The sequence below is a fragment of the Aeromonas media genome (genome assembly GCF_020423125.1).
In the GTDB taxonomy this organism is placed as follows: Bacteria; Pseudomonadota; Gammaproteobacteria; order Enterobacterales; family Aeromonadaceae; genus Aeromonas; species Aeromonas media.
Genome location: NZ_CP075564.1, coordinates 4,497,587 through 4,521,851, shown reverse-complemented (window position 1 = coordinate 4,521,851; position 24,265 = coordinate 4,497,587). Strand labels below are relative to the sequence as shown.

24 protein-coding genes are annotated in these 24,265 nt (G+C 59.7%); 19 read left to right on the top strand and 5 right to left on the bottom strand.

Annotation, left to right across the window (positions count from 1 at the left end; all coding sequences use genetic code 11):
• Positions 1-210 precede the first annotated feature (210 nt).
• The 8 genes from KI797_RS20915 (at position 211) to mnmE (ending at position 6,567) form a co-directional block, all read left to right on the top strand.
• Positions 211-969 (top strand): amino acid ABC transporter substrate-binding protein, encoded by a 759-nt coding sequence (locus tag KI797_RS20915; protein WP_042650677.1) that lies wholly within the window; start codon positions 211-213, stop codon positions 967-969.
• A complete protein-coding gene (locus KI797_RS20910) occupies positions 970-1,638 on the top strand; it encodes an amino acid ABC transporter permease (RefSeq protein WP_082030189.1) in 669 nt (222 codons plus the stop codon).
• 93 nt (positions 1,639-1,731) lie between these two features.
• Positions 1,732-2,466: an amino acid ABC transporter ATP-binding protein gene (locus tag KI797_RS20905; protein ID WP_005326294.1), complete on the top strand. Its 735-nt coding sequence runs from the start codon at positions 1,732-1,734 to the stop codon at positions 2,464-2,466.
• A 269-nt stretch (positions 2,467-2,735) separates the two neighbouring features.
• Positions 2,736-2,870: a 50S ribosomal protein L34 gene (gene rpmH / locus KI797_RS20900; RefSeq protein WP_005307156.1), complete on the top strand. Its 135-nt coding sequence runs from the start codon at positions 2,736-2,738 to the stop codon at positions 2,868-2,870.
• Positions 2,870-3,229 (top strand): ribonuclease P protein component, encoded by a 360-nt coding sequence (gene rnpA / locus KI797_RS20895; RefSeq protein ID WP_218410663.1) that lies wholly within the window; start codon positions 2,870-2,872, stop codon positions 3,227-3,229. Before rpmH ends, rnpA begins: the two co-directional genes overlap by 1 nt.
• Positions 3,196-3,444, top strand: coding sequence for a membrane protein insertion efficiency factor YidD (gene yidD / locus KI797_RS20890; protein WP_010672280.1), 249 nt, complete (start codon positions 3,196-3,198; stop codon positions 3,442-3,444). Before rnpA ends, yidD begins: the two co-directional genes overlap by 34 nt.
• A gap of 5 nt (positions 3,445-3,449) precedes the next feature.
• Positions 3,450-5,096, top strand: a complete 1,647-nt coding sequence (gene yidC / locus KI797_RS20885; RefSeq protein ID WP_041206623.1) for a membrane protein insertase YidC — start codon at positions 3,450-3,452, stop codon at positions 5,094-5,096.
• Between the two features lie 109 nt (positions 5,097-5,205).
• Complete coding sequence (mnmE, locus tag KI797_RS20880) at positions 5,206-6,567, top strand: tRNA uridine-5-carboxymethylaminomethyl(34) synthesis GTPase MnmE (protein ID WP_226170903.1); 1,362 nt, start codon at positions 5,206-5,208, stop codon at positions 6,565-6,567.
• Between the two features lie 70 nt (positions 6,568-6,637).
• Here mnmE and fhuB read toward each other — a convergent pair whose 3' ends face one another.
• The 5 genes from fhuB to KI797_RS20855 all read right to left on the bottom strand — a co-directional run bounded on the left by fhuB (position 6,638) and on the right by KI797_RS20855 (position 14,298).
• The gene (gene fhuB, locus KI797_RS20875) at positions 6,638-8,617 is read right to left on the bottom strand and encodes a Fe(3+)-hydroxamate ABC transporter permease FhuB (RefSeq protein ID WP_226170902.1); all 1,980 of its coding nucleotides are present in this window, start codon (positions 8,615-8,617) and stop codon (positions 6,638-6,640) included.
• A complete protein-coding gene (locus tag KI797_RS20870) occupies positions 8,614-9,549 on the bottom strand; it encodes an ABC transporter substrate-binding protein (RefSeq protein ID WP_396336606.1) in 936 nt (311 codons plus the stop codon). Before KI797_RS20870 ends, fhuB begins: the two co-directional genes overlap by 4 nt.
• Positions 9,550-9,562: 13 nt before the next feature.
• A complete protein-coding gene (locus KI797_RS20865; RefSeq protein ID WP_226170901.1) occupies positions 9,563-10,327 on the bottom strand; it encodes an ATP-binding cassette domain-containing protein in 765 nt (254 codons plus the stop codon).
• Positions 10,328-10,481: 154 nt separating this feature from the next.
• Positions 10,482-12,128, bottom strand: coding sequence for a multidrug ABC transporter permease/ATP-binding protein (locus KI797_RS20860; RefSeq protein ID WP_226170899.1), 1,647 nt, complete (start codon positions 12,126-12,128; stop codon positions 10,482-10,484).
• Positions 12,129-12,189: 61 nt separating this feature from the next.
• The gene (locus KI797_RS20855; RefSeq protein WP_226170897.1) at positions 12,190-14,298 is read right to left on the bottom strand and encodes a TonB-dependent siderophore receptor; all 2,109 of its coding nucleotides are present in this window, start codon (positions 14,296-14,298) and stop codon (positions 12,190-12,192) included.
• A gap of 385 nt (positions 14,299-14,683) precedes the next feature.
• Between KI797_RS20855 and mioC the strand changes: the two genes are divergently transcribed.
• From mioC to atpA, 11 genes are all read left to right on the top strand, one after another.
• On the top strand, positions 14,684-15,133 hold the full coding sequence (gene mioC / locus KI797_RS20850; RefSeq protein WP_025328874.1) for an FMN-binding protein MioC: 450 nt from the start codon (positions 14,684-14,686) through the stop codon (positions 15,131-15,133).
• Positions 15,134-15,641: 508 nt separating this feature from the next.
• Positions 15,642-17,531, top strand: coding sequence for a tRNA uridine-5-carboxymethylaminomethyl(34) synthesis enzyme MnmG (gene mnmG / locus KI797_RS20845; protein WP_139437145.1), 1,890 nt, complete (start codon positions 15,642-15,644; stop codon positions 17,529-17,531).
• 20 nt (positions 17,532-17,551) lie between these two features.
• Positions 17,552-18,178, top strand: coding sequence for a 16S rRNA (guanine(527)-N(7))-methyltransferase RsmG (rsmG, locus tag KI797_RS20840; protein WP_043132411.1), 627 nt, complete (start codon positions 17,552-17,554; stop codon positions 18,176-18,178).
• Positions 18,179-18,204: 26 nt separating this feature from the next.
• Positions 18,205-19,008, top strand: coding sequence for a ParA family protein (locus KI797_RS20835; protein WP_043132402.1), 804 nt, complete (start codon positions 18,205-18,207; stop codon positions 19,006-19,008).
• A complete protein-coding gene (locus KI797_RS20830) occupies positions 19,005-19,913 on the top strand; it encodes a ParB/RepB/Spo0J family partition protein (protein ID WP_005326273.1) in 909 nt (302 codons plus the stop codon). Before KI797_RS20835 ends, KI797_RS20830 begins: the two co-directional genes overlap by 4 nt.
• A gap of 190 nt (positions 19,914-20,103) precedes the next feature.
• Positions 20,104-20,514: an ATP synthase subunit I gene (locus tag KI797_RS20825; protein WP_041206627.1), complete on the top strand. Its 411-nt coding sequence runs from the start codon at positions 20,104-20,106 to the stop codon at positions 20,512-20,514.
• Positions 20,515-20,522: 8 nt separating this feature from the next.
• Positions 20,523-21,305 carry a F0F1 ATP synthase subunit A gene (gene atpB, locus KI797_RS20820; protein ID WP_025328868.1) on the top strand — a complete coding sequence of 261 codons (783 nt, stop codon included), beginning with the start codon at positions 20,523-20,525 and terminating at the stop codon, positions 21,303-21,305.
• Between the two features lie 58 nt (positions 21,306-21,363).
• On the top strand, positions 21,364-21,606 hold the full coding sequence (gene atpE, locus KI797_RS20815; RefSeq protein WP_005307205.1) for a F0F1 ATP synthase subunit C: 243 nt from the start codon (positions 21,364-21,366) through the stop codon (positions 21,604-21,606).
• A 54-nt stretch (positions 21,607-21,660) separates the two neighbouring features.
• Positions 21,661-22,131, top strand: coding sequence for a F0F1 ATP synthase subunit B (gene atpF / locus KI797_RS20810; RefSeq protein WP_041206628.1), 471 nt, complete (start codon positions 21,661-21,663; stop codon positions 22,129-22,131).
• Between the two features lie 13 nt (positions 22,132-22,144).
• Positions 22,145-22,678, top strand: coding sequence for a F0F1 ATP synthase subunit delta (atpH, locus tag KI797_RS20805; RefSeq protein ID WP_043132405.1), 534 nt, complete (start codon positions 22,145-22,147; stop codon positions 22,676-22,678).
• Between the two features lie 15 nt (positions 22,679-22,693).
• Positions 22,694-24,235, top strand: coding sequence for a F0F1 ATP synthase subunit alpha (gene atpA / locus KI797_RS20800; protein WP_005326253.1), 1,542 nt, complete (start codon positions 22,694-22,696; stop codon positions 24,233-24,235).
• The last annotated feature ends 30 nt before the right edge of the window (positions 24,236-24,265 follow it).

Below are 24,265 nucleotides of genomic sequence, written 5' to 3'. Positions count from 1 at the left end.
TGACTTTCAAGGATCCAACGCCCCAGGATCTGATTTCATCCCCAAAGTTACCCACAGCCACCGACCGGTGATGTGGACAGAATGAGAGCCTGCTGCTGCGGTTATTTTATATAACCAAATATCATTTATTCTTTATATTTTATTCCAATAACATCAGCGCCAACCCGTGATTACAACTAAAAATACAGAACTACAGAGAGAGGAATCCCCATGAAAACCACCATCAAGCTGATTTCCGGCGCCGCCATTCTGCTGGCCAGCCTGTCCGGCCAGGCCATCGCCCAGGAAACCATCAAGGTCGGCATGTCCGGCAAGTATTTCCCGTTCACCTTCGTCAAGCAGGACAAGCTGCAGGGCTTCGAGGTGGACATGTGGAACCAGATCGGTGAGCGCACCGGTTACAAGGTCGAGTTCGTCACCGCCAGCTTCTCCGGCCTGTTCGGCATGCTGGAAACCGGTCGCGTCGATACCATCTCCAACCAGATCACCATCACCGATGAGCGCAAGGCCAAGTACGCCTTCTCCCAGCCCTACGTCTATGACGGCGCCCAGATAGTAGTGCGCAAGGGCAACAGCACCATCCACGGTCTCAAGGATCTGGAAGGCAAGACAGTCGCGGTGAACCTGGGCTCCAACTTCGAAGAGCTGCTGCGCAAGAACGACCCGAACAAGAAGATCGATATCCGCACCTATGACTCCAGCTTCGAGCAGGACGTCGCCCTGGGTCGCATCGATGCCTTCGTGATGGACCGCGTCTCCACCGCCCAGCTGATCAAGGAATCCAAGCTGCCGCTGCAGCAGGCAGGTGCACCGTTCGAGACCATCGAGAACGCCCTGCCCTTCCTGAAGACCCCGGAAAAACAGGCCGTGCTGAAGAAGGTCGACGAGGCGCTGACCGCCATGCGCAAAGACGGCTCCCTGACCAAGATCTCGGAAAAATGGTTCGCAGCGGACATCACCAGCAAATAAATGATGGAATTTGATCTCGAGTACACGCTAGGGCTGTTTCCCATCCTGCTCAAATACCTGGGCACCACGATGGAAATGGCCCTGTGGGGATTCGTATTGGCACTCGTACTGTCGTTGATCCTGGCGATAGTACGAGTGTTTCGCGTTCCCGCAATTCACTGGCTGGCGATGCTGTATATCTCGTTCTTCCGGGGGACCCCCCTGCTCGTCCAGCTGTTCCTGCTCTACTACGGGCTGCCGCAACTGTTTCCGATCTTCGTGGGAATGGATGCCTTTACCGCCGCCATCATAGGTCTGACCCTGCACTTCGCCGCCTACATGGCCGAGTCGATCCGGGCCGCCATTCTCGGCATCCACAAGAGCCAGATGGAAGCCGCTCTCAGCATCGGCATGAGCCGGCTGCAGGCGATGCAGCGGATCATACTGCCGCAAGCTGCCCGCATCGCGACACCATCGTTGATGAACTACTTCATCGACATGATCAAGAGCACCTCACTGGCGTTTACCCTGGGAGTGGCGGAGATAATGGGCAAGGCGCAGATGGAAGCGGCCTCCTCCTTCAAGTTCTTCGAGAGCTTCATGGCGGTGGCCCTGGTCTACTGGGTGGTGGTCATCTTCTTCACCCGCTTGCAGCACCTGCTGGAAGTACGCCTCAATCGTGCTTACTAAGAGGATGCCAGCGATGATGAACAAGCCATTACCCACTTGCGGCACAGGCTGGAAGTACCTCTCAACGGCCGCGCCTGTTAAAGGAGACCTGTCATGATCAAGTTAACGGGTCTTTCCAAGGCCTATGACGGCAATCAGGTATTGAACGGCATCGATCTGGAGGTGAAGAAGGGTGACATTGTCGTCATCATCGGTCCCTCTGGCACCGGCAAGTCAACCCTGCTGCGCTGTCTCAACCTGCTGGAGACCCCGGATGCAGGCACCCTTGCCATCGATGATCTGCAGCTGGATCTGGCCCATGCCAGCGAGCAGCAGGCCATTGAGCTGCGCAAGCGCGCCTCCTTCGTGTTCCAGAACTATGCCCTGTTTGCCAACAAGACGGCGCTGGACAACATAGCCGAGGGGCTGATCACCGTTTGGAAACAGCCGAAGGCGGAGGCCCGTGCCACCGCCCTTGGCATCCTCAAGGACATCGGCCTCGCCGACAAGCAGGACGCCTACCCGGCCTCCCTCTCCGGCGGCCAGCAGCAGCGGGTCGGCATAGGCCGCGCCATGGCGGCTCACTCCAAGGTCATCTTGTTCGATGAGCCCACCTCGGCCCTGGATCCCGAATGGGTCGACGAGGTGCTGGGGCTGATGAAGGAGCTTGCCCGCCAGCATCAAACCATGGTGGTAGTGACCCACGAGATCGAGTTTGCCCGTGATGTCGCAGACCGGGTGATCTTCATGGAGGGGGGCCGGATCGTCGAACAGGGCCCGCCGGATCAGATATTGGTCGATCCGCAGGATCCCCGCACCCGGGAGTTCCTGCGAAAAGTGCTGAAATAGCTCTCTCTTTGGCGGCCTGGCCGCCTTTTTTCTTGGTGGATCCTTGTTTAACCCGGGGTTGCCAGTATAATTCGGGGCCCTTGATCCTCTGGATCCTGCCAGCTTCTCCTGCTTATTGTTGAGCCAGAAGAAGATGAGAGGGAACGGCGGATTGACGAGAAGCCGAACTCTGTTTAGAATTCGGCCTCTTTTGCTAGTCGTCACACGCTATAGCTGGCGCGTCGGCTAAGTGTGACAATCAAAACTGTACAGAAATACGGAATCGAATCATGAAACGTACTTTTCAACCGTCCAACCTGAAGCGCAAGCGCTCTCACGGTTTCCGCGCTCGCATGGCTACCGCCAACGGCCGCAAAGTTCTGGCCGCTCGTCGTGCCAAGGGTCGTGCCCGCCTGGTAGTCTAATGCCTACCCAGCACACCTTCTCTCGGGAGTTACGTCTGTTAACTCCCGAACACTTCAAACGCGTTTTCGCCGAGCCTGTCCGGGCCGCTTCTCCGCAAATTACGCTTCTTGCTTGCCTCAATTCCCTCGAACACCCCCGTCTTGGCCTAGCTGTGCCCAAAAAAGCACTCAAGCGTGCCGTCTGGCGTAACCGTGTCAAACGAGTGGTACGGGAGAGCTTCCGTCTCAATCAGGCCAATCTGCCCGCTATCGACATCGTCGTCATAGCCAAGGGTGGCGTGAAGGAGATGGACAACGAAGAGCTGTTCAAGTTACTGGAAAAGCTATGGCGCACTCTGTCACGCCGTTGCAATGGGTAGCTATCAAACTGATACGCCTGTATCAGCTAATCATTAGTCCCCTGCTCGGGCCGCGCTGCCGTTTCACCCCGACTTGTTCCCAATTTGCGATAGAAGCAATCCGACTTCACGGTTTCATAAAAGGCGTTTGGTTAGCCAGCAAACGTCTATTAAAATGCCATCCCTTATCCGAGGGTGGTTATGACCCGGTTCCGCAACCAAAGCGAAGAAACTGAAGACTATGGAATCACAACGCAATTTACTCCTGATCGGTTTGCTGTTCGTGAGCTTCTTGCTCTGGCAACAGTGGGAGTCCGACAAGGCTCCGAAGCCGGCCCCGACTACCGTGGCCCAAACCGAACATTTCGTACCTGAAGCCGGTCAGACCGGTGATATTCCTCAGGTTTCCGAGCAAGCCAACGCCACCACCGCACGCAAGCTGGTCACCGTCTCCTCCGACGTGCTCAAGCTGACCCTGGATACCCAGGGCGGTGACATCGTCTCTGCCGAACTGCTGGCCCACAAGCTGGAAGAAGGCAAGGAACAGCCATTCACCCTGCTGACCAGCCAGCCTGCGCACCTCTATGTTGCCCAGAGTGGTCTGGTGGGTCGCGATGGCCCGGACAGCCAGCCCCAGGGTCGTCCCACCTATGAAGCCGCCCAGACCAGCTACCAGCTGGCCGACGGTCAGGATCAAGTCGTCGTACCGATGACCTGGACCGACAGCAAGGGCGTGGTCTTCACCAAGGAGTTCGTACTCAAGCGCGGTGACTACGCCATCGGTGTCGATTACAAGATCGACAACAAGTCTGCCGAGCCGGTTCAGGTGCAGTTCTATGGTCAGCTGAAGCAGACCGTGACCACGCCGAAGGACCAGGAAGGTCATGCCATGGTGGCCAGCGCCTACCGTGGTGGTGCCTTCTCCAGCGAAGATACCCGCTACAAGAAGTACACCTTCGACGAGATGAAGGATGCCGACCTGAACAAGACCACCAAGGGTGGTTGGGTCGCCATGCTGCAACACTACTTCGTCTCTGCCTGGGCACCGAATGCCGAGGACACCAACAGCTTCTACAGCCGCGTGATCCCGGGTAAAGACCAGGCCATCATCGGCTACAAGGCGCCGCTGGTTGACGTGGCTGCCGGTCAGCAGGCCGAAGTAAGCGGCAAGCTGTGGGTCGGTCCCAAGTTGCAGGATCAGATGGCCAAGGTGGCAAACCACCTGGACCTGACCGTCGACTACGGCTGGCTCTGGTTCATCGCCCAACCGCTGCACTGGTTGCTGACCGTGTTCCACGGTTTCGTCCAGAACTGGGGTGTGGCCATCATCATGCTGACCCTGCTGGTTCGCGGCATCATGTTCCCGCTGACCAAGGCCCAGTACACCTCCATGGCCAAGATGCGCATGCTGCAGCCCAAGCTGGCGGCGCTCAAGGAACGCTTCGGTGACGATCGCCAGAAGATGTCCCAGGGCATGATGGAGCTGTACAAGAAGGAGAAGGTCAACCCGCTCGGTGGCTGTCTGCCGATCCTGGTGCAGATGCCCATCTTCATCGCCCTGTACTGGGCACTGATGGAGTCTGTCGAGCTGCGTCACGCACCGTTCGCCCTGTGGATCACCGACCTGTCGGTGAAGGACCCCTTCTTCGTGCTGCCAATCCTCATGGGTGCCTCCATGTGGTATCTGCAGAAGATGAGCCCGACCACCATCACGGACCCGATGCAGCAGAAGGTGATGCAGTTCATGCCGATCATCTTCACCTTCATGTTCCTCTGGTTCCCGGCAGGTCTGACCCTGTACTGGCTGGTGAGCAACGTCATCTCCATTACCCAGCAGACCATCATCTATCGTCAGCTGGAAAAGAAAGGCCTGCACACCCGCAGCTAATCTCTCTTAATGGCAAGATGGATGACAAAAGAGGCGGCCTTCGGGCCGCCTTTTTTATTACAATGACCCCACTGCTGTGAACCATCAGCGAACAAATGAGCCAAGCAAGATGACAACAGATACCATCGTGGCCCAGGCCACCGCCCCCGGCCGGGGTGGCGTCGGCATAGTCCGCGTCTCGGGCCCCGCCGCCGAACGAGTCGCCGAGATAGTGCTCGGCAAGCTCCCCCGGGTGCGTTATGCCGAATATCTGCCGTTCAGGGACGAGCAGGGCCAGCCGCTGGATCAGGGCATAGCCCTGCGGTTCAAGGCCCCCAACAGCTTCACCGGCGAGGATGTACTGGAGCTGCAGGGCCACGGCGGCCCCGTCATCCTGGACATGCTGATCCGCCGCATTCTGCAAATCGAGGGCATCCGCCCTGCCCGTCCCGGCGAGTTCAGCGAGCGCGCCTTCCTCAACGACAAGCTGGATCTGGCCCAGGCCGAGGCCATTGCCGATCTTATCGAAGCCTCCAGCGAGCAGGCCGCCCGCAGCGCCATGCACTCCCTGCAGGGTCAGTTCTCCGGCAAGATCCAGCAACTGGTGGAGAGTCTCACCCGGTTGCGTATCTATGTGGAGGCCGCCATCGACTTCCCGGACGAGGAGATCGACTTCCTCTCCGACGGCAAGGTGGCGGGAGATCTCTACGCCATCATGGCAGAGCTGGATGCGGTGCGCGGCGAAGCCAAGCAGGGCGCCCTGCTGCGGGAAGGGATGAAGGTGGTGATCGCCGGCCGTCCCAACGCCGGCAAATCCAGCCTGCTCAATGCCCTGGCAGGGCGCGAATCCGCCATCGTCACCGAAATCGCCGGCACCACCCGCGACGTGCTGCGCGAGCACATCCACCTGGATGGCATGCCGCTGCACATCATCGACACCGCCGGCCTGCGCGATACCCAGGACAAGGTGGAGCAGATCGGCATCGAGCGTGCCTGGGCCGAAATAGAGCAGGCCGACCGGGTGCTCTTCATGGTGGATGGCACCACCACGGATGCGGTCGACCCGCGGGAGATCTGGCCGGAATTTGTTGATCGGTTGCCAAAAAAGATCGGTCTCACAGTTGTGCGCAACAAGGCCGACCTGACTGGCGAGGATCTGGAACCTAGCCAGGAACTGGGCCACGCCGTCTACCGCATCTCAGCCAAGACAGAGCTGGGGCTGCCCACCCTGCGCGAGCACCTGAAAGCCTGCATGGGCTTCCAGGGCAACACCGAGGGGGGCTTTATGGCTCGCCGCCGCCACCTGGACGCTCTGGAGCGCGCCGCCGAGCGGCTGCTGATGGCCAGGGAGCAGCTCGAGGTCTTCGTGGCCGGCGAGCTGGTGGCCGAGGAGCTGCGCCTGGCCCAGGAGTCCCTCTCCGAGATCACCGGCGAGTTCAGCTCCGACGATCTGCTGGGCCGCATCTTCTCCAGCTTCTGCATCGGCAAATAAACCTGCACGGCAGGCAATGAAAAGCCCGGGATCATCCCGGGCTTTTTTTGTGCATTTTTTATCCGAAAACCTAGAGGCGGCGCAGGCACCACATGAAGTAAGCGCCCCCTAACAAGGTGGAGACCAGCCCGACCGGCACCTCCTGCGGGAACAGGATCTGCTGGCCGACCCAGTCCGCCAACACCATCAGCAGGGCCCCGCATCCCGCCGCTCCGAGCAGGTGCCAGCGCGCACGCACCAACCCCATCAGCTTGGCCATGTGGGGGGCCAGCAAACCGGCGAAGGAGAGCGGGCCTATCACCATGGTCGCACTGGCGGTGAGCACGGCCACCAGCAGCAGTATGATGAGCTGGGCGCGGTTGAGACGAATGCCGAGCGCAGTCGCCACCGCCGGCCCCATGGGCATCAGATCGAGCCAGCGGCTCACCAGCAGGCAGGCCGCTAGCATCAGCAGCGCCAGACCAGTCAGGCCATAGGCCACCGGCGGGGTGACGTAATAGGTGGAGCCGGACATCCAGGAGAGCAACTGCTGCACCCGCAGGTCGCCGTTGGCCAGGGCGATGGCCTGCAGCGGCTCGAACAGCGCCGTGATGGCGATGCCGGAGAGCAGGATCCGCTCCGGCTGGAAGCCGTTTTTGCGGTTGATCAGCACCAGCAGCAGCAGGCAGACGAAGGCTCCCAGCACGCCCCCCAGCAACATCAGGGGCAGCGGCAAGGCAGGCAGCAGCAAGGCCATCGCTATCACCCCCATGAAGGTACCGCCGCTCACCCCCAGTAGCTCGGGGCTCGCCATGGGGTTGTTGCTGACCCGCTGCAACAGGGTGCCAGCCAGGGCCAACAAGACGCCGGCGGCACCGGCCGCCAGGGTACGCGGCAGGCGCCACTCCAGCTGGGCCTGCCACCTGAACCAGCTCGGCCAGCCCCAGCCGTTCATCCCCTGGCCAAACAGCAGAGAGGCCAGCATGACGACCACCAGCCCGGCTACCAGAATAGCGATGAAACGCGCCGGCGCCGGATGCCGCGCCACCACCAGCCCGACAGTCGCTCTGGGGGTCGCCTTGAAGCTGAGGCGCGGGATCAGCCACAACAGCAGTGGCGCCCCCAGCAGGGCCGTCATGGCGCCGGTCGGGATCAGCACGGGCCAGAAGCGGGTCAGGGATTGCAGCAGCAGATCGGTGGCCGCCAGCAGCAGGGCGCCCAGCACGGGGGCCCACAGCAGGCGTAAACCGAGCTGCCTCACCCCCAACATCCGCACCATCACAGGGGCCGCCAGCCCGATGAAGCCGATCAACCCCACCACGCTCACCACGCAGGCGGTGACGAAGACCGCGAGGCCGAGGCCGGCGAAGCGCAGCTGCTTGAGGGAGACCCCCAGGCTACGAGCGCTGGCGTCATCCAGCTCCAACACCGCCAGAGGGCGAACCAGCAGCGCCGCCAGCACAACCGCCACCAGCAACCGTGGCAGCAGGTAGAGGACGCCGCTCCAGCTGTTCTGGGCCAGGGAACCGCTGCCCCACACCAGCAGGCCCTTGAGCTCCTCCTGGAAGAAGAGCAGCAGCCCCATGCTGATGGCCGCCAGATAGAGGTTGATCACCAGGCCGGCGAATACGATAACCACAGGGTTGAGCTGGCGACGCCAGGCCAGGGCAAACACTAGTGCCATCGCAAGGCTCCCCCCCGCCATGGCGATCCACTCGCGCCCGATCAGCAGCCAGGAGGGGGCGAACAGGGTCACCATCATCAGCGCCAGCTGGGCGCCGGAGGCCACCCCCAGCGTGGTGGGGGACGCGAGGGGATTGCGCAGCACCTGCTGCATCAGGGTGCCGGCTAGCCCGAGGGCGGCACCGGCCAGCAGGCAGACCACCAGCCGCGGCAGCCAGCTGAAGTGAATGACCGCCTGGCGGGCGTCGTCCAGATTGGGCGAGAAGATGGCCTGCCACCAGGGCGCATCCGGCAACTGATGGGCCAGATCCCAACCGGCCAGCACGCCGGTAAGCAGCAGCAGGCAGAGGCCGGGGCGCAGCAGAGAGGCGGGAAGAAGGTGATTCATCGGGTGCCCCCCTTGGTGTTCACATGGGTTGCCGGATCGGAGGGTGACGCCTCTCGCAGGGCCTCACTCAACAGGTCGGCGAAGCGGCGGGCGGCCAATATGCCGCCGAAACTCCAGACGGCGGGCAGATGGAGCACCTTGCCCTGCTTCACCAGCGGTAGATGCTGCCAGAGCCCGGGCTCCTGCAGCCGCTCGCTCACCCCGACCGGGACAGGATCCACCACCACCAGTCGGGCCTCAGGCAGGGTAAGGAATTGTTCCAGACTGACCACAGAGAACCCCCAGGCATTGGTCTCCCCCTGCCAGGCGTTGTGCAGGCCGAGCCGCGCCATCACTGCCTCGAACAGGCTGTGGCGACCGAATACCCGCACGTGGCGCTCGTCGATAAACTGCACCAGCAACAAGGGTGGCAGCTCCGCCGGCAAGCTTGTCTTCATCCGGGCCAGATCCCTGTCCAGTACGGTGAGCTGGCGCTCGGCCTCGGCGGTTCTGTTCACCAGCGCGGCTATGGTCAGGGTCGCCTCGCGCAGCCGCTGCCACAGATCCGCATCGGGTTCATAGAGGGCGATGGATTGCACCGGGGCGATGCGGGACAGGGTAGGCTCCAGCGACGCCATCAGCGGGGAGATGAGGATGAGGTCGGGCTTGAGCTCGGCCAGCAGCTCGCGGTTAGGCTGCATCCGCAGGCCGATATCCACTACATCCACCGGCAGTGTCGGCTCCCCGACCCAGGCGCGATAGGACTCCACATCCCCCATGGCCAGCGGTGTCACGCCGAGGGCCAGCAGGGTTTCGGCTATGGTCCAGTCCACGGTGGCGATACGCGGAACCGTACCGTCGGCAACAGGGGCTACGGGCTGCGTCTCGGCCTGCGTCGCCAGCGACAGCAGCAGGCTGACGAGGCAGGGGACAATTTTAAGTAGACGATTCAAGAGAGGACCCCGGCTAGACGATGGCGATGGCATGGTCATGGGCCGGATGGCGAATGACCTCCATCGGGATGCCATAGATGGCGTGCAGGGTCTCGCCAGTCATGATCTGTTCGGGCTCACCGTGGGTCAGCAGACGACCGCCGTGCAGTGCCACCAGCCGATCGCAGAAGCGGGACGCCATGTTGATGTCGTGAATGACGATGACGACCCCGAGGTTGAGCTGGCGACTGAGCTGCCTGACGAGGGTGAGCACCTCCACCTGATGAGCCACGTCCAGGGCGGCCAGCGGCTCGTCCAGCAGGATGAAGCGGCTCTCCTGGGCCAGCAGCATGGCCAGCCAGACCCGCCCCCGCTCGCCGCCGGAGAGGGTATCCACCAGCCGGTCGGCAAACCCCTCGGTATGGGTCAGCGCGATGGCCTTGTCGACCTGGCGGTGATCTTCCGCCCCCATGCGGCCCAGCAGGCCGCGCCAGGGATAGCGCCCCATCTCCACCAGCTCGCGGCCAAGCAGGTTCTCGGCGCTCGGCAGGTGCTGGGGCAGATAGGCCACCTGACGGGCGAAGTCCCGGTTGCCCCACGCCTGCAGCGGCTTGTCATCGAACAGTATCTCCCCATCACTCAGGGGTTGCTGGCGTGCCAGCAGCTTGAGCAGGGTGGATTTGCCCGAGCCGTTGTGGCCGATAAGGCCATAGACCCGGCCCTGCTCGAAACGCAGGCTGGTGGGTTGCAGCAGGGTGCGGTCGTTGACCGCGAAGCTGGCGGCTTTCATCTCAAACATGATCTGCTCCTGTGCCGGCTCTGTGCTCGACGCTCGGGTCGGTGAGCGCCATGGCTCGGCGAGCGTTCACCATAAAACCGGCAGATTTCCTCTCAAACATGATTCATTCCTGTGCTGAAAGGGGTTGGCGCTCGCCTCCCCCTTGCGGCCGGTATCAGACCGGCACCTCGCTATCCAGATGGGCGACCGCATCCCGGCTCACCTGCTCGCGCCGCTCGCCGGTCAGCTCGGTGAGCTGGCCCTGACGCATCTCCAGCAGGCGGTCCGCCAGGGAGAAATAGAGATCGTCATGGCTGATGGCGATCACCGTCTTTCCCATCTCCTTGAGGCGTGGCAACAGCACCTGATAGAAGATGCGGCGGAACTGGGGATCCTGATCCGCCGCCCACTCGTCAAACAGCATCACCTCGCGCTGCTCCGCCAGTGCCAGCAGCAGGGCGACTCGCTTGCGCTGCCCCTGGGAGAGATCGATGTTGGCAATGAAGCCCTCCTCGATGGCAAGCTTGCTGCCCATCTGCAGCCGCTCCAGCCACTCGGCCACCAGGGCCTCTTTCGGCTCGGGCCCCAGCAGGTGCTGGAACAGGTGATAGTCGGTGAAGATGGCGGAGAAGAGCGCCAGGTAGGCGTTGCGATCGGCAATGGGTTCACCATCCAGCAGGATCCGGCCAGAGACCGGCTGATAGAGCCCGGTCAGCAGCATGGCCAGGGTCGACTTGCCGGAGCCGTTGCCGCCAATGATGAAGATCTGCTCCCCACGCTCAATGGTCAGATTGATGGGCCCCACGGCGAAACCGCCCTCCCCCTGATAGTGAAAGCTCACCTCCTCCAGCTCGATGCGTTGCCAGGCACTGGGGGCCGGCGGCAGCGGGAACGCGGGCTCCGGCTCGGCCAGATTCAGGGTCGCTATCTTGTCGAACGCCACCTGGGCCGAGATCAGGGTCGGCAGGGCGCCAATGCCCTGCAGCAGCGGGGTACGCAGGAACAGCAGGGTCAGGGCGAAGGTGGCCGCCACATTGGTGTTGGCCCAGCCGAGGCCATTGGCCAGGAAGAAGACCAGGCCTATGGCCCCCAGCATCATGATGTTCGACCAGTTCACCGCGCTCAGGTGATAGGTATCGGCGCGGATGATCTCCCGGCGGTAATCCCGGGCGTTCTGCTCATAGAGCTGGTGATAGACGAAGTGGGCACGCTCGCGATTGAGCGCCAGCTCCTTGCTGCCCGCGATGATGGACTGGTAGTTCTGGTAGAGCCTGTCTTCGGCCTGACGCATCCGGGCCAGGTGGCGATAGACCCGGTTCACCAGCAGCCAGCCCACCACCATGGTCACGGTGACCCAGAGGGCGGTAACACCGAGCAGGGCGGGAGAGAGCAAGCCGAGGTAGATGATGGAACCCAGAGTGAGCACCAGCCCCTGCACCAGCTCCGGCAGGCGCACGAAGGCGATGGTGATCTGGCCTATATCGCTGGAGAGGGAGGCCAGCAGCGGCCCCTGCCCTATCTGACGAATGCGGGCGACGTCGGTGTCCAGCAGTTGCTTGAGCAGGCGGCCGCGCAACCGGTAGACGAAATGATGACCGAGGGTGGTCAGGGCCAGCTGAGAGCCGAGCGTGATCACCAGCAGCAAAAAGATAAGACCGACAAGCTGACCCAGGATCGGCAACGGATCGCCAACTGACTCGATAAGGTATTGGTTGATAAAGGCGATGACACCTATCCCGCTGACAGCACTGAGCAGGCTGAGCAGGGTAATGGCGATGAAGGGCCAACGGTATTGGCGGTAAACCAGTGACAAGAGTTCCATGACAGGCCTGTGTACAAAAAGAAGGAGGGCGGGAGCTTGAGGCTCCCGCCCGGCCTGTATTTTACCAGCGGTAGTTGACTGAGCCGACTATGCTGCGCGGCTCACCGTAGTAGCAGTAGTAGTCACAGCTCGCTACATAGGTGTCGTTCAGCAGGTTGTTGACGTTGACCTGGGCACGCCAGTTCTTGGCAAAGTCATACCCGATCATCGCATCCCACACCGTCTGGGCCGGCACCTGGGCCGAACCGTAGATGGGGGTGTAGTCCGCATTCACGGCACCTATGCCGATGCTGGAGCCGATGTAACGCACCCCGGTGCCCACTTCCAGCCCGGAGACAGGACCCTGCTGCACCTTGTAGTTGCCCCAGAAGGAGGCCTGGTGACGCGGGATCAGGCTGGCCTGGCGATCACCGTTGCCGGTGTCGTTGGTCTTGGCATCGGTGTAGGTATAAGCAGCGGTCAGACGCAGCGCCTCTGTGGCCTGCACGCTCCCTTCCAGTTCGATCCCCTGGGAGGTCACTTCACCAGCCTGGGTCTGCTGGCCGGATCCTGTAGAGACGAGCGAGTTGGTCTGTTCCAGATCGAACAGCGCCAGGTTGATGTAGCCATCGAGGAAGCTGGGGGCGTACTTGATGCCGGTCTCATACAGCTTGCCTTCCAGCGGTTTGTAGGAGTTCTTGGTGTTCGGGTCTATGCCAGGCAGCACTTCGAACGACTCCGCATAGGCGAAGTACGGGGAGAGGCCGTTGTCGGCCAGGTACATCAGGCTGCCGGAGAGCGAGAGGTTGTCGTCATACTGCTTCTCGTTCTTGCTGGTGGCTTCGCTGATGTTGTGGGTCTCCACATAGTCGAAGCGGCCGCCTGCGGTCAGCAACCAGCGATCGTCCCAGCGGATCTGATGCTGGGCGTAGAGGCCGCTCTGACCCTTGGTGTTCTTCTGATAGGTGGCGGTGGACTCGTCGAAGCCGGGGAAGCCGCTGTAATCCGGGTTCATGGTGTCGATGGACCCCATGCCGTAGTTGTCGGCCTCGACCCCTTCGTTCACGTGGCGCTGCAGATCTATCCCCATCAACAGGGTCTGCTCGGTGCTGTCCGTGTTCCAGTAACCCACCAGCTGGTTGTCCATGGTGGCACTCTTGGTGTCGCCGTCACGGTAGACCAGGCCGCGGTAGGCGGTGGTGCCTTCATAGGTCGGGAAGATATAGGTCTGGCGCAGCAGCAGATCGTTGTAGTTGAAGCGGACGTTCTGCTTGAACTCCCAGGTCTGGTTGAACTGGTGGGCCAGCTCGTAACCGGTAGATATCTGGGTGTTGCGGTTGCGATCATAATCCGGCTGACTCAGGTTGGTGGCGGGATCGATCTGGCCGCCCTCGGTATTGAGGGTGCCATAGACGGGGAAGAAGCCGTTGGTGGGCACTCCTTCGTCATGGAGGAAGCTGGCCAGCAGGGTGAGACTGGTGCGATCCGAGATGTCCAGGGTCACGCTCGGCGCCAGGTAGGCGCGTTCGTTGTAAGTGCCATCCAGCACGCCGTCGCGCTCTTTATAGAGCGCAACCATGCGATAACGGCTGTCGTCGGTCAGATCGTCGGAGAAATCGACCCCGACCTGACGCAGATCCCGGTTCCCCAGTTGCAGATTGACCAGGCCTTGAGGGGTCGCGGTGGGGCGCTTGCTGATGGAGTTGATCACGCCGCCGGGAGGCGCCTCGCCGTAGAGGATGGAGGCCGGGCCCTTGAGCAGCTCCACACTTTCCAGACCGAATGGCTCCGGGGTCCAGACATAGTAACCGGTGCCGAACAGGCGGTTGCCATCGAGGTACTGGGCGGCATCGAAGCCACGCACCTTGAACCAGTCGGTGTTGTTGTCGGAGCCATAGAAACCGGTGAGCACGCCGGAGCGGTAGCGCACGGACTCGTCGAGCTGCTGCACGGCGTGCTGATCCAGCTCCTCGCGGTTGACCACGGAGACGGCGCGGGGGGTCTCGGCCATGGGCACCTCGACCTTCATGGCGGTGCCGGTGACCACCATGGTTTCAGCCGCCTTGGGCAGCTCTTTATCTGCTTGTTCAGCAGCCAGCACAGGCAGGCTCGCCAGCAGGCAGGAGAGCGGCAACAGCTGGGCCCCCCTCTTTCGCATCACTGCATTCTGGGTATTTTTTTGCGCAATCATATAAGTGTCTCAAATATCAATGAGTTATATTTTGGTTTCTTATTATGGGTGCCCAATGCGGCCGGTCTGCCCGACTCCTTAGGCGAATAAAGCGGCACAATGCTACTACAGGAGCCATGATCGAATCGATTCAATAATTGCTAATCATTTGCATCTCTATTGTTACCTGCTGTATCAATGGACGACTTTTCCGGCAGAAAGACTCATTCAGGAGGGTGATCAAAAGAAGGGAACACAGAGGAAGATAAAAAAAGATGGCGAGGGCGGCCTCTGCCATAAAAATCGTGAAGGATCCTTATCCCCAAGCTTTATCCATATTTATCCACATCCTTTGGCGGTAGAATCCCGGCTCTCCATTTCTTTCGATGACATCAGGATCCATTCCATGGCCAAACTCAATCTTGTCGTCGGCTCCATGCTGGGCGCCGCCGAATATGTCGCAGATCATGTCGCCAGCCTGCTGGAACAGGCGGGCCACCAGACCCGGATCCACAACCCGGCCAGCCTGGCCGAGGTGTTGGCGGAGCCGGATGCCATCCTGCTGGTGATCACTTCCACCCACGGTGCCGGCGACGTGCCCGACAATCTTCAGCCCTTCGCCAAGGATCTTGCCGACCAGCATCCTGATCTCAACGCCTTGAAATATGGGGTGATCGGGCTTGGTGACCGCAGTTATGACACCTTCTGCCAGGGCGGCAAGACGCTGGATCGACTGCTGGCCGAATGTGGCGCCAGCCGGATCGGGGATCGTCTGGAGATAGACGTGACCCAGCATGAGATCCCGGAAGATGCCGCCGAAGCCTGGATCCATGACTGGATGCAGATGATCGCCTGATCAGGGCCCGGGAGATCCGGTAAAAACACCTTGATCTCCCCGCTTGTCCCCAAATTCCTATCCACCAGGTTATTAACAGATAGATCCGGGAGAGTTGTTCTACACGGTTACCCACAACGCCCAGGGGTAATGTGCATAACTATAGTGTTAAGCTCTGTAAAACCTATAGTTATCCATGTATGAGATCTTATCCAGTTCTGGTCTGTGTATAAAACCACTGGTTATCCCCCCGTTCACGGCCCTGGGATCCAAGCTTTTCCACAAGCTGGGATCGTCTTTAAACGGATGATCTTTATGATCAAAAAGGGCTTATCAACAGAAATCGTGGATCCTAATAAAAGATCCAGTAAAAGATCGATCTAAAGATCCTTAAGATCTACTAACGGATCCTGCATCCATACTGATCCTGAAGTAGACGTTCCCCTCAAGAGGCGAAACGGATAGAATGATCCGCCCTTCAGCCCAGGCAAATAAAGATCTTCAGGCGTGCAGATCAAGGTGATCCCCAATGCAATACCATGAACAATTTGATGTGATCGTCGTCGGTGGCGGTCATGCAGGAACCGAAGCAGCAACAGCGGCAGCCCGTATGGGTCTGAATACTCTGTTGTTGACCCACAACATCGATACGCTGGGACACATGTCCTGTAATCCGGCGATCGGCGGGATCGGCAAGGGACACCTGGTCAAGGAAGTGGATGCCCTGGGCGGGATCATGGCGCAGGCCATCGATCTTGGCGGGATCCAGTTCCGTACCCTCAACTCCTCCAAAGGGCCCGCGGTGCGAGCCACCCGTGCCCAGGCGGATCGCCTGCTCTACAAGGCCGTGGTGCGCCAGACCCTGGAGAATTACCCGAATCTGAAGATCTTCCAGCAAGCCTGTGACGATCTCGTCATGGACGGTGATCGCGTCGCCGGCGTGGTCACCCAGAGCGGGATCCGCATCAGTGGCAAGACGGTGGTGCTGACAGTCGGCACCTTCCTGAACGGTCTGATCCACATCGGGATGGAAAACTACAAGGGCGGCCGCGCCGGGGATCCTCCCTCGATCGCCCTGGCGCAGCGTCTGCGTGAGCTGCCGCTGCGCATCGATCGGCTCAAGACTGGCACACCGCCACGCATCGATGCCCGTACCGTCGATCTCTCCGTGATGCAGCAGCAGCACGGTGACGATCCTCGTCCCGTCTTCTCGTTCATCGGCAACGCCAGTCAGCACCCGCGTCAGGTGCCCTGCTACGTTACCCACACCAACGAGAAGACCCACGAGGTGATCCGCAACAACCTGGATCGCAGCCCCATGTATGCCGGGGTGATCGAGGGGATAGGCCCCCGTTACTGCCCGTCGATCGAGGACAAGATCACCCGCTTCGCCGACAAGACGGCGCACCAGATCTTCGTCGAGCCGGAAGGCCTGACCACCCACGAACTCTACCCGAACGGGATCTCCACCAGCCTGCCGTTCGACGTACAGGTGCAGATCGTCCGTTCGATCCGTGGCTTCGAGAATGCCCACATCACCCGCCCCGGCTACGCCATCGAATACGACTTCTTCGATCCGCGAGATCTCAAGGCCAACATGGAGAGCAAATGCATTCCAAACCTCTTCTTCGCCGGCCAGATCAACGGCACTACAGGCTATGAAGAGGCGGCCGCCCAGGGGCTGATGGCCGGTCTGAACGCCGGTCTGCGAGCCCAGGGCAAGGACGCCTGGCATCCCCGCCGGGATCAGGCCTACATGGGTGTGATGATGGACGATCTCTCCACCCTGGGTACTCGCGAGCCCTACCGCATGTTCACCAGCCGCGCCGAATACCGTCTGCTGCTGCGAGAAGACAACGCCGATCTGCGCCTGACAGCCATAGGTCGCGAGCTCGGCCTGGTGGATGACCATCGCTGGAGCCTGTTCAACACCAAGATGGAGCAGGTGGAGCAGGAGCGTCAGCGCATGCGTTCAACCTGGATCCACCCGCAGCACCCGTCGCTGGAGGCAGTCAACGCTCTGGTGAACACGCCCCTGACCCGGGAGCAGAGTCTGGAAGAGCTGCTGCGTCGCCCCGAGGTGACCTACGATGCCCTGATGGCCATTGAAGGGGTCGGCCCGGCGCTGGAAGACGCGGCCGCGGCGGATCAGGTCGAGATCCAGATCAAGTACGCCGGCTACATCGAGCGCCAGCACGACGAGGTGGAGAAGCAACTGCGCAACGAGAATACCCTGTTGCCGCTGGACATGAACTACCGCGACGTGAACGGTCTCTCCAACGAGGTGATCGCCAAGCTGAACGATGCCAAGCCGCAGACCATAGGTCAGGCCTCCCGCATCTCCGGCATCACCCCGGCGGCCATCTCCATCCTGCTGGTTCACCTGAAGAAACACGGCCTGCTGCGTAAAACCGCCTGAGGAATTCCCCGTTGGAAAACATGCTGGAAAGATTGAACGGCCTGCTCATGCAGGCCGGTATTGTTATCACCGATATCCAAAAGACCCAGTTGGTGCAGTTGGTTGAGTTGCTGCACAAGTGGAACAAGGCTTACAATCTCACCTCGGTGCGAGATCCGGACGCCATGCTGGTCAAGCACATCCTCGACAGCCTGGTGGTGAGCCCTCACCTGCACGGTGAGCGTTTCATCGATGTGGGCACAGGCCCCGGCCTGCCCGGCCTGCCATTGGCGATCATCAATCCGGACAAGCAGTTCGTGTTGCTGGACAGCCTGGGCAAGCGGATCAACTTCATCCGCCAGGTGATCCAGGAGCTGGGGTTGACCAACGTGACACCCGTCAAATCCCGGGTGGAAGAGTATCAACCCGAAGTGGGCTTCGATGGTGTACTCAGCCGGGCCTTCGCCTCGCTGGAGGACATGCTGAGCTGGTGTCACCATCTGCCGTCACCCGAAGGGAGCTTCCTTGCGCTCAAGGGACAATACCCCGAGCAGGAACTGGCACAGTTGCCTGCCAGCATTCGCCTGGTTGCCGCCCATCAATTGGTGGTGCCGGAGCTGGAAGGTGAGCGTCATCTGCTGGAATTCAAACATATCCAGCCCGAATAGGGTCGCAGTTTCATTTAGGGGACAGTGTGGGAAAAGTCATTGCCATAGCCAACCAGAAGGGTGGAGTGGGTAAAACCACCACCTGTGTGAATCTGGCCGCCTCCCTGGCCGCTACCCGGCGCAAGGTGCTGGTGATCGATCTGGATCCGCAGGGCAATGCCACCATGGGCAGCGGCGTCGACAAGTACGAAGTTGAACGCACCGCCTATGAACTGCTAATCGACGATGCACCCATCAACGAGGTGATCATCCCCGAAACCTCGGGTGGCTATCACCTCATCGCCGCCAACGCCGACGTGACCGCGGCCGAAATTCGGCTGATGGAATTCTTCGCCCGCGAGATCCGCCTGCGCAACGCCCTTGCCTCGGTACGGGACAAATACGACTACGTCTTCATCGACTGCCCGCCTTCTCTCAACATGCTGACCGTCAACGCCATGGCCGCTGCCGATTCCGTGCTGGTGCCCATGCAGTGTGAGTATTACGCGCTGGAGGGGCTCACCGCCCTGGTAGACACCATCAGCAAGCTGGCGGCCGTCGTCAACCCGGAGCTGAAGATCGAGGGGGTGCTGCGCACCATGTTCGATCATCGCAACCGGCTGGCCAATGATGTGTCCGATCAGCTGAAACAGCATTTCGGGGACAAGGTCTATCGCACCATCATCCCCCGCAACGTTAGACTGGCGGAGGCGCCGAGCTTCGGTGCCCCGGCCATGCACTATGACAAATCATCGGTGGGGGCCAAGGCCTATCTGGCCTTGGCTGGCGAGATCCTGCGTCGTCAGGAGCAGGAGTCTCAGCCGATCACCGCAGACCGAGAGAGCATATGACGCCGAAGAAACGTGGGCTGGGCAAGGGGTTGGACGCCCTGCTCAGCACCAGCACGGCCGCCCGCCAGAAACAGGTGATGAGCGACCAGCGTACCGAGCAGGCCATGGCGCCCACCAACCAGGGCGAGCTGCGCAAGCTGCCGCTGGAGTGGCTGCAGTCCGGCAAATATCAGCCACGCAAGGACATGTCCCAGGATGCGCTGGAAGACCTGGCCAACTCGATACGGGCGCAAGGCGTGATTCAGCCAATAGTGGTACGCTCCATCGGCGAGAATCGCTTCGAAATCATCGCCGGTGAACGGCGCTGGCGCGCGTCCCAGCTGGCCCGGCTCGAGGTGGTGCCCTGCCTGGTCAAGGACGTGCCCGACGAGGCTGCGGTGGCCATCGCGCTGATTGAGAATATCCAGCGCGAGGATCTCAACGCCATTGAAGAGGCGGTGGCCCTGCAGCGACTGCTGACCGAGTTCGAGCTGACCCACCAGCAGGTGGCCGAAGCGGTGGGCAAGTCCCGCACCACGGTGACCAACCTGCTGCGCCTCAATCAACTCAACGAGGACGTGAAGCGCTTCGTCGAGCACGGGGATCTCGACATGGGTCACGCCCGGGCCCTGCTGGCCCTGAGCGGCCCGGCCCAGTCCGAACTGGCCAAGCTGGTTGCCCAGAAGGGGCTGACGGTGCGAGATACCGAGAAACTGGTGCAGAAAACGCTGGAACCGGCAAAAACCAAGGTCGAACCCGTCCGTGATCCCCAGTTTGGTTACCTCGAGCGCCAGATTTCAGAAAAAATTGGCAATCAGGTACAGCTTCAGCCGGGCAAGAAGGATAGCGGCAAGTTAGTAATAAGTTACGATAACTTGGCAGATTTGGACCGGGTATTGGGCTATTTTGGTCTGTCAGAATCGTGATTTTTACGCTTTTTGTAGTAATAAAACATCCATTCCTTTCGATATGAACATAACCTTAATTTCGCGCGGAAAGCCGCAAAAATTAAGGATTTTTGCCATGTTGCAATAGCCGTCTTCACGGGTATAATTTGACCGGCTTTTCGAGCTGTGAACCTGGGGTCTTCGGATCCCGATTTTTTACAGTTCTGTAATGTTCAGGGGTAGGTTGGTGAAACAGAAAGTAGCCTTGGAAGGTTTGACGCTGGCCTTGGCTATGCTCGTTTGTCAGCTCGTCCTGATCCTGGCGATCAGTTCCGTCTGGTTTTATCAGACCGGGGCGTTTGCCGGACGTTCTTCCCTCTTTGGGGGAGGAATGTACTGGGTTCCTCAAGCCCTGTTCACACTCTGGGTTCTGCGCCGCAAGGTGACGAAAGAGAGCGTGGGCCTGGTCTTGCGGGACTTTTATGGTGGGGCAGGGATTAAGCTCATTACTACAACAGGACTTTTCGCCCTGATGTTTGGCTCCGGGATCGAGGTCGACACCGTCTCGTTCTTCGCCACTTATATCCTCGCCCTCGTTGTACAGTGGATAGTTTCATTCACGCTTAACAACCACTATTAGGAAAACTCATGTCTGCAACCGGAGAAGTCCTGACTCCTCAGGGATATATCTCCCACCACCTGACCCACCTGCAAGTCGGGTCCGGGTTCTGGACGGTGAATATCGATTCCATGATATTTTCCGTCTTGCTAGGCGCCCTGTTTATCTGGTCGTTCCGCCGCGTAGCCGTCAAGGCCACCAGCGGTGTGCCCGGTAAGCTGCAGTGCTTTGTGGAGATGCTGGTCGAGTTTGTGAATGGTAACGTCAAAGACATCTTCCATGGTCGGAACCCGGTCATCGCACCGCTGGGACTGACAGTGTTTGTCTGGATCTTCCTGATGAACTTCATGGATTTGATCCCCGTTGACTTTATCCCTCACGCTGCACAGTTGATGGGTGTTCCCTATCTGCGTGTGGTTCCCTCTGCTGACGTTAACATCACCATGTCCATGGCTTTGGGCGTGTTCTTCTTGATCCTGTACTACAGCATCAAGGTCAAGGGTATCAGCGGATTTGTGAAGGAGCTGACGCTTCAGCCTTTCAACCATCCCGCTGCCATCCCGGTTAACTTCATCCTTGAAACCGTCACGTTGATTTCCAAGCCTGTTTCATTGGGTCTGCGACTGTTCGGCAACATGTATGCTGGCGAACTGATCTTTATCCTGATTGCGGGTTTGTTACCCTGGTGGTCACAGTGGATCCTGTCCGTGCCTTGGGCAATTTTCCACATCCTGATCATCACTTTGCAGGCGTTTATCTTCATGGTTCTGACCATCGTCTATCTGTCGATGGCGCAAGAAGACCATGGTTGATGCAACTCAAATAATCCTTTTTATACAATCAATTACATCTAAATAAATGGAGATCCTCATGGAAAACTTGAACATGGACCTGCTGTACATCGCTGCTGCAATGATGATGGGTCTGGCGGCTATCGGCGCCTCCATCGGTATCGGTATCCTGGGTGGCAAGTTCCTGGAAGGTGCTGCTCGTCAACCGGACCTGATCCCTGTTCTGCGTACCCAGTTCTTCATCGTCATGGGTCTGGTGGATGCGATCCCGATGATCGCCGTTGGTCTGGGTCTGTATGTGATGTTTGCGGTTGCTGGCTAAGTCTCTACGACTCCCCAGGCATAACCCATTAACTAACTTAAGAGGACATAGGCTGTGAATATCAACGCCACCCTCCTCGGCCAAGCAATTGCTTTTTTCTTCTTCGTAGTGTTTTGCATGAAGTACGTATGGCCGCCGTTGATCGCTGCCATCGAAGCCCGTCAGAAAGAAATTGCTGATGGTCTCTCTTCTGCCGAGCGTGCCAAGAAAGATCTGGATTTGGCCAAGGCCAACGCCACCGATCAGCTGAAAGAAGCCAAGCACCAGGCTGCCGAAATCATCGATCAAGCCAACAAACGCAAGGCCCAGATCATTGATGAAGCCGCTGTCGGAGCTCAAGCAGAGCGGGAAAAAATCCTGGCTCAGGGCCGTGCAGAGATCGAAGCTGAACGTCATCGTGCCAAAGAAGAACTGCGCAAGCAGGTTGCTGCTCTTGCCATCGCGGGTGCAGAGAAGATCCTGGCACGCCAAATCGACCAGGCTGCCAACAGCGACATCGTCGACAAACTGGTAGCAGAACTGTAACGGGAACGGGGCTATGTCTGAACTGACTACAATCGCTCGCCCCTACGCCAAGGCTGCTTTCGAGTTTGCCGTTGAGCACAAGGCGGTTGACCAATGGCTGGAGATGCTCGGTTTCGCCGCACAAGTGGCCGAGAACGAGACCATCCATAACCTGGTAAACGGCTCCGTGGCCGCCGAAGAACTGGCAAACCTGTTTGTCGGTGTCTGCGGTGAGCAGCTCAACGAGCATGGTCAGAACCTGATCCGGGTGATGGCTGAGAATGGTCGCTTGGGTGTGCTGCCGGCTGTCGTTGCTGAATATGTCGCGCTCAAGGCTGAACTGGACAAAGAAGTTCAGGCTGACGTGATTTCGGCGATCGAACTGACCGACCAGCAGAAGGCCGCTATTCAGGCTTCTCTGGAACAACGTCTCGCGCGCAAAGTGAAGCTGAATTGCAGCACAGATGCGTCCTTGATGGCCGGGGTGCTCATCAAGGCCGGTGATCTGGTTATCGACGGCACGGTCCGCGGTAAGCTGGATCGCATGGCCGACGCGCTGCAATCTTGATTGGGGTATTAGAGCATGCAACTGAATTCCACTGAAATCGCCGAGCTGATCAAGCAGCGCATTGCGCAGTTTGATGTCAAAAGCGAAGCGCGTAACGAAGGTACCATCGTCTCTGTGAGCGACGGTATCATTCGTATCCACGGTCTGGCCGATGCCATGCAGGGTGAAATGATCGAGCTGCCGGGTAACCGCTTTGCTCTGGCATTGAACCTGGAGCGTGACTCCGTTGGTGCCGTTGTCATGGGTCCCTATGCCAACCTGGCTGAAGGGATGAAAGTAAAAGGTACCGGCCGTATTCTGGAAGTGCCGGTCGGTCGTGGTCTGTTGGGCCGGGTGGTCAACACCCTGGGTCAGCCGATCGACGGTAAGGGTCCGGTAGACAACGACGGCTACTCGCCGATCGAAGTCATTGCCCCGGGCGTTATCGAGCGTAAGTCTGTTGACCAGCCAGTCCAGACCGGTCTGAAAGCCATCGATGCCATGATCCCTATCGGTCGTGGCCAGCGTGAGCTGATCATCGGTGACCGTCAGGTTGGTAAGACCGCCATCGCGATCGACACCATCATCAACCAGAAAGACTCCGGCATTAAGTGCGTCTACGTTGCGATTGGCCAGAAGGCCTCTACCATCGCCAACGTGGTGCGCAAGCTGGAAGAGCACGGCGCCCTGGCCAACACCATAGTGGTCGTCGCCTCCGCCTCCGAAGCAGCTGCCCTGCAGTACCTGGCTCCTTATGCCGGTTGCTCCATGGGTGAGTACTTCCGTGACCGCGGTGAAGACGCGCTGATCATCTATGATGACCTGTCCAAGCAGGCCGTAGCTTATCGCCAGATCTCCCTGCTGCTGCGCCGTCCGCCAGGACGTGAAGCTTACCCGGGCGATGTCTTCTATCTGCACTCCCGTCTGCTGGAGCGTGCTTCCCGCGTCAACGTCGAGTACGTCGAGAAGTTCACCAAGGGTGCCGTGACTGGACAGACCGGTTCTCTGACCGCGCTGCCGATCATCGAAACCCAGGCCGGCGACGTGTCTGCGTTCGTTCCGACCAACGTGATCTCCATCACCGATGGCCAGATCTTCCTGACCACTCAGCTGTTCAACTCCGGTATTCGTCCGGCGGTTGACCCGGGTATCTCCGTATCCCGTGTGGGCGGTGCCGCTCAGACCAAGATCGTCAAGAAGCTGTCCGGTGGTATCCGTACCGCGCTGGCCCAGTATCGTGAACTGGCGGCCTTCGCCCAGTTCTCTTCCGATCTGGACGATGCGACTCGCAAGCAGCTGGATCATGGTCAGAAAGTGACCGAGCTGATGAAGCAGAAGCAGTACTCTCCGATGAGCGTGGCTCACCAGTCTCTGGTGCTGTTCGCCGCCGAGAAGGGCTACCTCGCCGATGTCGAACTGAGCAAGATCGTCGACTTCGAAGCCGCTCTGCTCTCTTACGCCAATACCCAGCATGCTGAGCTGATGGCTGAAATCAATGCCAAGGCCGACTACAACGACGCGATCGTTGGCAAGCTGACTGCGTTGCTGGATAGCTTCAAGGCAACCCAGACCTGGTAAGCGTGTGTGGCAGCGCAAGCTGCCACCTGA

Bases quoted from the DNA above. Each gene is read 5' to 3' on its own strand.
- yidD (WP_010672280.1), top strand. From the start codon at position 3,196: ATGGCGCACTCTGTCACGCCGTTGCAATGGGTAGCTATCAAACTGATA.
- mnmG (WP_139437145.1), top strand. From the start codon at position 15,642: ATGCAATACCATGAACAATTTGATGTGATCGTCGTCGGTGGCGGTCAT.
- KI797_RS20915 (WP_042650677.1), top strand. From the start codon at position 211: ATGAAAACCACCATCAAGCTGATTTCCGGCGCCGCCATTCTGCTGGCC.
- KI797_RS20830 (WP_005326273.1), top strand. From the start codon at position 19,005: ATGACGCCGAAGAAACGTGGGCTGGGCAAGGGGTTGGACGCCCTGCTC.
- rnpA (WP_218410663.1), top strand. From the start codon at position 2,870: ATGCCTACCCAGCACACCTTCTCTCGGGAGTTACGTCTGTTAACTCCC.
- rsmG (WP_043132411.1), top strand. From the start codon at position 17,552: ATGCTGGAAAGATTGAACGGCCTGCTCATGCAGGCCGGTATTGTTATC.
- KI797_RS20865 (WP_226170901.1), bottom strand. From the start codon at position 10,327: ATGTTTGAGATGAAAGCCGCCAGCTTCGCGGTCAACGACCGCACCCTG.
- KI797_RS20860 (WP_226170899.1), bottom strand. From the start codon at position 12,128: ATGGAACTCTTGTCACTGGTTTACCGCCAATACCGTTGGCCCTTCATC.
- KI797_RS20905 (WP_005326294.1), top strand. From the start codon at position 1,732: ATGATCAAGTTAACGGGTCTTTCCAAGGCCTATGACGGCAATCAGGTA.
- fhuB (WP_226170902.1), bottom strand. From the start codon at position 8,617: ATGAATCACCTTCTTCCCGCCTCTCTGCTGCGCCCCGGCCTCTGCCTG.
- KI797_RS20825 (WP_041206627.1), top strand. From the start codon at position 20,104: ATGTTCAGGGGTAGGTTGGTGAAACAGAAAGTAGCCTTGGAAGGTTTG.
- KI797_RS20855 (WP_226170897.1), bottom strand. From the start codon at position 14,298: ATGATTGCGCAAAAAAATACCCAGAATGCAGTGATGCGAAAGAGGGGG.
- atpB (WP_025328868.1), top strand. From the start codon at position 20,523: ATGTCTGCAACCGGAGAAGTCCTGACTCCTCAGGGATATATCTCCCAC.
- atpA (WP_005326253.1), top strand. From the start codon at position 22,694: ATGCAACTGAATTCCACTGAAATCGCCGAGCTGATCAAGCAGCGCATT.
- rpmH (WP_005307156.1), top strand. From the start codon at position 2,736: ATGAAACGTACTTTTCAACCGTCCAACCTGAAGCGCAAGCGCTCTCAC.
- mioC (WP_025328874.1), top strand. From the start codon at position 14,684: ATGGCCAAACTCAATCTTGTCGTCGGCTCCATGCTGGGCGCCGCCGAA.
- KI797_RS20910 (WP_082030189.1), top strand. From the start codon at position 970: ATGATGGAATTTGATCTCGAGTACACGCTAGGGCTGTTTCCCATCCTG.
- mnmE (WP_226170903.1), top strand. From the start codon at position 5,206: ATGACAACAGATACCATCGTGGCCCAGGCCACCGCCCCCGGCCGGGGT.
- yidC (WP_041206623.1), top strand. From the start codon at position 3,450: ATGGAATCACAACGCAATTTACTCCTGATCGGTTTGCTGTTCGTGAGC.
- atpH (WP_043132405.1), top strand. From the start codon at position 22,145: ATGTCTGAACTGACTACAATCGCTCGCCCCTACGCCAAGGCTGCTTTC.
- atpE (WP_005307205.1), top strand. From the start codon at position 21,364: ATGGAAAACTTGAACATGGACCTGCTGTACATCGCTGCTGCAATGATG.